The following is a 6,971-nucleotide window of genomic DNA, read 5'->3' as shown; positions in this document are numbered from 1 at the left end:
CCGGGCCACCCGGCCGGATTTCGGTGTCCAGCGCACCTTGGGTACCTGCTGTTGCACCCGCTTGCCGTCACGCATCACGGTCCGGGTTTCGTAATAGACCACGCCCCGTTCGCCGCGATAGGCCGATTTCGTATCGGCGTCGAACGTCCAGTAGGGCACATAGATACCCTGCATCCTGCGGCCTTTGCGGGCGTAGTCCTTGAGCCCGTTCGGCGCGAACCACAGTCGCCCCAGCCAGTCGCTCATGGCCTTGTGCGCGGCGCGTTCGTCAAGCGCAAAGGGCAGTACGCCCCGCGGTTTGATGTGCCGGTTCACGCCGGTATCGGTCACGACCGGGGTGGCGCAGAACGGGCATTCCGCGGCGTGGGTGTTGGGGTCGAACTCGACCTGCGCCGCGCAGTTGGGGCAGGTCAGAACCCGCGTCTCTTCGATCTCGCTGTCGGGCAGGCGGTCGGCGATGGCCGCGTCGAAGTCCAGCTCGCGCAGGCTGGCGCCTCCCCAAGGACCAGCACCGATCGGTTCGGAATGGCCGCAATGGTCACAGGTCAGCGTGCCGGACTGCGGATCGAAGCGATAGTCCGCGCCACAATTGTCACATGGAAAACGGTGTTCCGCAGAGCCGGGTGGTGGGGCAGGGGGCTGGGTCATAGGTGGTCAGTTGTCGACGGGAAAGTGAAGATAGGCTGCGCGCTGCTCCTCGGGCAGGACATGCGGCAGCATGGCGGCCTCGCAGGCCCCGATCGCCCTGAAATTATCGCGCGCCTCGGCCAGCGTCAGGCCGTGGTTGGCGGCAGAGGGTTCGCGGGGGTTCTTGTCGTACAGAATGTCCTCGTCCTCCCAAAAGCAGATCGCGCAGATCAGATAGGCCCCGCGCTCGGCCAAGGTGACATAACCGCAGCACGGGCAGATGAATTGCGGCGGCTGCGGCGCTTTGCGCCCGCCTGTCTTCGAGCGCTTCCGCGATGCGGTCATGCCGATGCCTCATGCCTCGGGCGGCGGAGGCGGTAGAATCGTGAAAAGCTGCGCGAGTTCCTGTACCTCGCCCGCTTTCTTCCATCCGTCCTGACCTGGTGTCCAAACGAAGGTGTCCCGCGAAATCTCGCCCGCGCTGGCCATGCGGCCCATCTTGGCCTTCGAGAACGGCCCGCTGGTCTGACCGTCTACCGCGATATGCCACACATGCTCGACCGGAGGCGGAGGCGGCGGGGCCACATGCGCGGCCGGTTGCGGGGCAGCGGGCGCGGGCGCGCCCCACGGGCCTGACGGCCGACCCGCTGCCGTGTTCGACATCTGGTTTGCCATCGCCATGCCCATTCCCATACCAAGGCCAGCACCCATACCGCCGCCACCGCTTGGGTTGCTGGCGGCCGCCGTCATCGCCTCGGCCGCCGAATACTGGGTGAACTTGCCCAGATCCCCCGCCAGCCCCATCGAGGTGCGCTTGTCCAGCGCCGCCTCGACCGCCGGCGGCAACGAGATGTTCTCGATGTAGAATTCCGGCATCTCAAGCCCATAACCGTCCAGCACCGGCGAGACCTCGGCCGCGATCAGCTTGCCCAGATCGGCGGTGTTGGCGGCCATGTCCAGAACCGGGATGCCTGCCCCCGCGATCACCCGGCTGAATTCCTGCACGATGATGTTGCGGATCTGAAAGCTGATCTCGTCCATGGTGAACTCGCCATCGGTGCCCACGATCTCGACCAGGAAACGGGCCGGGTCCTTGACCCGGATCGTGTATGTGCCATAGGCGCGGATCCGGGTCGGGCCAAATTCGGGGTCGCGCAGCATGATCGGGTTCTTGGTGCCCCATTTCAGGTCATTGAACCGGGTCGTGTTGACGAAATAGATCTCGGACTTGAACGGCGACTGGAACCCGTGATCCCAGTGCTGCAGCGTCGTCATGATCGGCATGTTGTTGGTTTCAAGCATGTAGAGGCCGGGCGTGAACACGTCGGCCAGCTGGCCCTCGTGAACGAATACGGCCGCCTGGCCTTCGCGCACGGTCAGCTTGGCGCCATACTTGATCTCGTGTCCCTCGCGCTCGAACCGCCAGACCATCGTGTCGCGGGTGTCGTCCACCCAATGAATGACATCAATGAATTCTCCGGTCAGAAAATCGAAAATTCCCATCTGGGTTCTCCTGTCATCGGGGTCAAAGCGATTGCCCCATCAATTCACGGGCGATGATCCGCACCACCGGCGCGGCCTCTTGCGCGGTCATGCCGGGTTTCAGGCGCGGATCATACAACATCGTCAGTAGCTTTTCGTCATGGCTGGTCAGCAGGGCGAATTCGTCGTCATCATTGAAGATCGAAGGCCGCGCCCGGGGGCTGTCATTGGGCAGCCCCAGCCCCTGGGCGATTTCCTCGTGGATGCAGCTCAGACGCATGAGGTCGGGTTGCTCGGCGCGCACCAGGGCGACGGCGCGCGTATAGGTGTTCGGCGCCCCGCGCGTGGCCGAGGCGAAGACAAAACAATAGAACGAGCGTGGCAGATCCGCGAACAGATCCAGTTGCTCTTGCGCGATGCCGGGGATCAGCTGACGCAGCCGGGCCTGCACATATTCGGTGTCATCCTGACCGGCGATGAAGACGTGGAAATTGCCGTTGCGGCTGACCGAGGACACGGGATGGCCGGTCAGGGCCGCCAACCGGGCCGAGAAGGCCTGTACATCGGCACTGTCCGCCGCGCGGCGCTGTGGCGGAACCGAGGGACCGAACTCGACCGCAACGCGGACCGGGCTGGCCCAGCGGCTCAGGCGCCCACCGACGCGTTGCCCGCCCGCCGAAACAGTGGTGCCGGGATACTCATTGTAAAACGCGATGGTTTCGAAATTCCGCTCCAGATCGTCGGCGTCATACGGGGTATCCGGCCCGCCCCCGTCGGTGCGCAGCAGGCCGCGCGTCAGCAGGTCGCGCTCGACCCGCTCGTAGTAGCGGGCCAGGTCCCGGCTGGCGGCCGAAGGTTCAACGTAGACATCAGCGGATGGAGCAGCCTCGGGTCGAGCCTGCGGCGCCAGCGACGTCTTGAGCGGATCGTCGCAGCCGGCGACGATCAGCAATGCGCCCAAGCCGCAGATGCGCCCAAGAAGATGCCTCATCCGCATGCGCGCAGCCCTTATTTCGGCACGGCCGTTCCGGCGGTGTCGCCCAACCCGTCTTTGCGGGCCTTGGCCGAGGCCAGCGTGTCGCGTAGTTCCGCCTCCATTTTCTTCAGCTCTTGCTCGGCGGCGGCGCGGCGGGCTTTGCCCTCATCTGCGATGGCGAGGCTTTCATTGATCGTGCCAATCAGATCCTCGTTGGCCTTCTTGACGGCTTCTATGTCGAACACGCCGCGCTCCATTTCCTCGCGGATCATCTTGTTCGACTGGCGCAGGTTTGCGGCGTTCGAGGTCAGCAACTCGTTCGTCAGATCGTTGGCGTCGCGCACGGCGGCTGCGGCCTCGGCGCTGCGCTGGATGGTGACCGCCTGCGCCAGCTGGGTTTCCCACAGCGGCACGGTGTTCACCAAGGTCGAGTTGATCTTGGTCACCAGTGACTTGTCGTTTTCCTGAACCAGCCGGATCGAGGGCAACGATTGCATCGTCACCTGCCGCGTCAGCTTCAGGTCATGCACACGGCGTTCCAGATCGTCGCGGGCGGCCCGCAGGTCGCGCAGTTCCTGCGCCTTCATCACCTGCTGATCTTCCGGGGCGGCCTGCACCTCGGCCTCTTTCTCGGGGATGTCATGGCTGTCCAGTTCGGTCAGCTTTTCTTCGCCGGCCGCGATGTACAGCGCCAGTTCATCATAGAAATCCAGCGTCTTTTCATACAGCAGGTCCAGCGACTTGATGTCCTTCAGCAGCGTGTGTTCGTGCGACAGAAGGTTGTCGGTGATCCGGTCGATCTGATCCTGCACCTCTTCGTAGCGCGCGGTGAACTTCGCGAAAGGCGCGGCGCGGCCCAGCAGTTTCTCCCACCAACTGCGCTCGCGGCGCACGTCCAGTTCAGACACGGAAAAGCCACGGATCGTGGTGACGATGTCGCGCAGGCTGTCACCGGCGGGTCCGACATCCTTGTTGCGAACGTCAGCCAGCATGGCCTGGCTGATTTCCTGCAGCTCGGCCTGCGCAGCCGACCCGAAGGACACGATCGAGTTGGTGTCGCCCATGTCGATCTCGGCCATGCGCTTGCGGATCTCGGCGCCGACCGGTTCGTCGGCTTCTTCCAAAGGCACGATCTCGGAACTCGGCTCGGGCAACGCGACGGCCACAACTTCCTGAACCAGCGTTTCGGCCTCGGCCGCCTTTTTCTTGATTTCGTCAGACATGAGAAGCTTCCCTGTTCTTGGTTTGGCCGGTCAGTCCAGCCGGACGCCTTCGCGCTGCAGCCTTTCGCGCAGCACGTCGATTTCGACCGTCAGATCACTGCGGTCATCCAATAGCATCTTTCGGGTGCGGGCCGAGAAATTCTGCTCGAGGTCGTCCAGCAGCGCCGAGTAATCGGACAGAGCCTGTGGGTCGCGGGTGCGCGCATATACATCGGCAAACTTGATCGTCGCATCGCGGGCTCCCTGCAGATAGACGGTCAGGTATTTGCGGGCACCGGCCAGATCGCGAGGATCCTCCTCGACCGTACGGAACAGATCGCGAGCGGTGGTTTGAAACCGCTCGACCCGGGCTTCGATCCTGCGGTCGCCGGCCCGTTTGATGGCATCCGACATCTGGTTCAGATGCGCTTCGGCATCTTCGACCACGCGGGCAACCCGGTCTTGCTGATAGGTGTCCACGCCCTCCATGCCCTTGTTTTTCATCGGGTCGAGGCCGAAGGCGACGGAATGCAGGGCCGTGGCCACGCCGCCGAACAAGATCGGCGCTAGGAGGCTGACCTGGCTGGCGGCCTCGGCATCCAGATAGTCGTTGCGATAGGCGGCCAGACCCACCCCAAGCCCGGTCAAAACGGACGAGAAGATCTTGCGGGGAAAGGCTGGGCGGCGCGCGGTGCGGCGCGCGTTGTAGGCATCTTCGGCTTTCAGCCCTTCACGCAGCAGAAAGGCTGCAGCGGTCAGAATGCCGGCGGCGAGCAATCCCAGGGTCATCCCGATCGCGCCGTCGTTGAGCGACAAAAAGACCAGAGGGATCGCCGGAACGAACAGGACATTGGCGCGTGCGCCGACCGGGTTCACCCGGGCGCCATCGTATTGCCCGCGCTGGGCGGGCGCGTCGGTGTCGGACTGGCCTTCGGGGCTGAACTTTCCGCCGTATCGCTTGGCCATGGCTTCAGAGCCCCCCGAGCCAACCGGTACAGACGCCGAACAACAGCACCAGCAGGGCCGCGTAGGCCATTTTTTGCACTCCGGTCCCGGACATGACGTCCTCCAACTGCGGTTGTCCCCTTGAAAACCTAGGGTATCAAGGGGCTTGGCGCTAGGGGGAAGGTTCGATAACCCGCGTCAATTGCGTGATTTCTTGCCGCCCGGCCTGCGGGATCTTTGGGGGCGGCTTGAGCGTTTCGCAGCAGCCGGTGGGGTTTCGGGTTCCAGGCCCAGCTGGTCGCGCAGAACGCGGCGGCGGATTTCCTCGACCTCGCCGGGTTTGAGATTGCCCAGCTGGAACGGTCCGTAGGACACGCGCAAAAGCCGGTTCACGGTAAAGCCGATGTCTTCGATCGCGCGGCGGATTTCTCGGTTCTTGCCCTCGCGCAGTCCGATCGTCAGCCATGCATTCGCACCTTGCTGGCGGTCCAGCGACACGGTCATGGACTGGAACCTTTCGCCCTCGATCACAAGACCTTGGCGCAGGGGGGCAAAGTCCTCGTCCTTGGGGCGGCCGTTGATCCGCACCCGGTATTTGCGCAGCCAGCCGGTCGAGGGCAGTTCAAGCTTGCGCTTGATGGCCCCGTCATTGGTCAGCAGCAAAAGGCCCTCTGAATTCAGGTCCAGCCGGCCAACGCTCATGACGCGGGGCATGCCCTCGGGCAGGTTGTCGAAGATCGTGGGGCGGCCTTTTTCGTCGCGGTTCGTGGTCACCAGACCGGTTGGCTTGTGATACAGCCACAGACGCGCGGGTTCGGGCTCGGCCACGGGCTTGCCGTCGACGGTGATCCTGTCGTTGGGCGTGACGTTTAGCGCCGGGCTGTCGATGGTTTTGCCGTTCACGGTCACGCGGCCCGCTTCGATCATGCGTTCGGCCTCGCGGCGCGAGGCGATGCCGGCGCGAGCCAGCACTTTGGCGATCCGGTCGCCGGGAGGAGGGGTGTTGCTCATGCCCTGCGCATAGCGCATCGGCGCGGCTTGCGAAAGGTGGGTTTCTGGGGCAGTCAGGGGCATGGTCTTCAGAACGCACATGGACAAGGCGCTGGAACAGGCGCGCGCGGCGGGTGATCGGGGCGAGGTTCCGGTGGGCGCGGTGATCGTCGCGCCGGATGGGCGGATCATCGCGGCAGACGGCAACCGTACGCGCGAGTTGCACGACCCGACCGCGCATGCCGAGATCATGGCCCTGCGCGCCGCCTGCCGGGCCGTCGGGTCCGAGCGTCTGACGGGGCATGACCTGTATGTCACGCTGGAGCCCTGCGCCATGTGCGCCGCGGCGCTGGCGGCGGCGCGGATCCGGCGGATCTACTATGGGGCCGCCGATCCGAAATCGGGCGGCGTGGCGCATGGGGCGCGGGTGTTCTCGCACCCTCAGGCCCATCACAGGCCGGACGTCTATGACGGCATCGCGGCCGAGGACTGCGCCCGGTTGTTGCGCGATTTCTTTGCCGCGCAGCGCGGTGGCGGCGGGCCCAAAGGCTGAGGCGCGCTTAGGCCGGTTTCACGACCAGTTCGCGGGGTATGTCTGCCAAGGGTTGCCCGCCCGTCGGCGTGACCACGAAGGTTTCGGTGATGGCCAGCCCCCAATCGGGGGTCCACAGACCCGGCATCAGGTGAAAGGTCATGTTATCCTGCAGAACGGTGCTGTCGCCGGGGCGCAGGCTCATGGTGCGCTCACC

At 64.6% G+C, this 6,971-nt stretch carries 9 protein-coding genes; 1 reads left to right on the top strand and 8 read right to left on the bottom strand.

The genetic code is table 11. From position 1 onward, the window contains the following. From AC2FM3_RS15620 to AC2FM3_RS15590, 7 genes are all read right to left on the bottom strand, one after another. A partial coding sequence (locus tag AC2FM3_RS15620) for a TFIIB-type zinc ribbon-containing protein (protein ID WP_496683550.1) occupies positions 1-648 on the bottom strand: 648 nt, incomplete at its 3' end. A gap of 6 nt (positions 649-654) precedes the next feature. After that, positions 655-972: a CPCC family cysteine-rich protein gene (locus AC2FM3_RS15615; protein ID WP_496683549.1), complete on the bottom strand. Its 318-nt coding sequence runs from the start codon at positions 970-972 to the stop codon at positions 655-657. 9 nt (positions 973-981) lie between these two features. Beyond that, a complete protein-coding gene (locus tag AC2FM3_RS15610; protein ID WP_496683547.1) occupies positions 982-2,130 on the bottom strand; it encodes an SPFH domain-containing protein in 1,149 nt (382 codons plus the stop codon). A gap of 22 nt (positions 2,131-2,152) precedes the next feature. Next, positions 2,153-3,106 carry a DUF2927 domain-containing protein gene (locus AC2FM3_RS15605; RefSeq protein ID WP_496683544.1) on the bottom strand — a complete coding sequence of 318 codons (954 nt, stop codon included), beginning with the start codon at positions 3,104-3,106 and terminating at the stop codon, positions 2,153-2,155. Positions 3,107-3,117: 11 nt separating this feature from the next. Then, positions 3,118-4,308 (bottom strand): toxic anion resistance protein, encoded by a 1,191-nt coding sequence (locus AC2FM3_RS15600; protein ID WP_496683541.1) that lies wholly within the window; start codon positions 4,306-4,308, stop codon positions 3,118-3,120. Positions 4,309-4,338: 30 nt separating this feature from the next. After that, positions 4,339-5,253, bottom strand: a complete 915-nt coding sequence (locus tag AC2FM3_RS15595; RefSeq protein WP_496683539.1) for a 5-bromo-4-chloroindolyl phosphate hydrolysis family protein — start codon at positions 5,251-5,253, stop codon at positions 4,339-4,341. 177 nt (positions 5,254-5,430) lie between these two features. Further along, positions 5,431-6,306, bottom strand: a complete 876-nt coding sequence (locus AC2FM3_RS15590; protein WP_496683536.1) for a pseudouridine synthase — start codon at positions 6,304-6,306, stop codon at positions 5,431-5,433. On the opposite strand from AC2FM3_RS15590, the gene AC2FM3_RS15585 reads away from it, so the two are divergent. Then, positions 6,305-6,775: a nucleoside deaminase gene (locus AC2FM3_RS15585; RefSeq protein ID WP_496683533.1), complete on the top strand. Its 471-nt coding sequence runs from the start codon at positions 6,305-6,307 to the stop codon at positions 6,773-6,775. The genes AC2FM3_RS15590 and AC2FM3_RS15585 overlap by 2 nt on opposite strands. A gap of 7 nt (positions 6,776-6,782) precedes the next feature. On the opposite strand, the gene AC2FM3_RS15580 is transcribed toward AC2FM3_RS15585, so the two are convergent. Next, a partial coding sequence (locus AC2FM3_RS15580; protein ID WP_496683531.1) for a M24 family metallopeptidase occupies positions 6,783-6,971 on the bottom strand: 189 nt, incomplete at its 5' end.

It is taken from the genome of Ruegeria sp. BHSB172 (assembly GCF_059613165.1).
The sequence above is the reverse complement of the archived record's forward strand: the minus strand, read 5'-3'. Positions and strand labels throughout refer to the sequence as shown.